We start from the raw sequence: 705 nt of genomic DNA, 5'->3' as shown, positions 1-705 counted from the left end.
GTCCGCCTCCGATGTCATTGTGGCAGGCTCGGGACGGTCGCGACCTCTTGTTCGGCCGCGGGGTCGGCACCCGGCGCCCGCGGCCGGGCCCGGGACCCGCCGCGTCCGTGCCCGCGTCGCACCAGGCCGGCGCACACGCTGGCGACCAGGAACACCGCTATCGCGATGAGCACGATCGACGCGCCGGGCGGCGTGTCCGCGTAGTACGACATGGTGACGCCGGAGAACGCGGCCCCGACCCCGACCACCATCGCCGCCCCCATCGTGGCGGCGAAAGCCCGCGTCAGCTGCTGCGCGGCCGCCACCGGCACCACCATCAGCGCACTGACCATCAGCACCCCGACCACGCGCATGCCCACGGTCACCGTCACCGCGGTGGTCACGGCCAACAGCAGATTCAGCGCCCGCACCGGCAAGCCCGCCACCCGCGCGAACTCCTCGTCCTGGCACACAGCGAACAACGCACGGCGCAGCCCAAGCGTTACCAGCAGCACCCCGACCGCCAGCGCCGCGATCGCCCACAGATCCCCGACCGACGTGGACAGGATCGACCCGAACAAGTACGAGTTCAGGTTCGCGTTCCCGCCGGACACCGAGATGAGCATCGACCCGCCGGCCAGCCCGCCGTAGAAGAGCATCGCCAGCGCCACGTCCCCGCTGGCCTTGGCCCGCTCCCGGATGAGCTCCACGGCCGCCGCCCCGACC

At 72.5% G+C, this 705-nt stretch carries 1 protein-coding gene; it reads right to left on the bottom strand.

Features of this window, described 5'->3' with window-relative positions:
- Positions 1–14 precede the first annotated feature (14 nt).
- Positions 15–705: metal ABC transporter permease (locus tag GWK61_RS54965; protein ID WP_194922353.1), on the bottom strand; the 691-nt coding region annotated here is incomplete at its 5' end.

The sequence above is a fragment of the Catenulispora rubra genome, from assembly GCF_015356825.1.
In the GTDB taxonomy this organism is placed as follows: domain Bacteria; phylum Actinomycetota; class Actinomycetes; order Streptomycetales; family Catenulisporaceae; genus Catenulispora; species Catenulispora rubra.
Note: the sequence above shows the minus strand (reverse complement) of the source record. Positions and strands in the feature narration are given on the sequence as shown.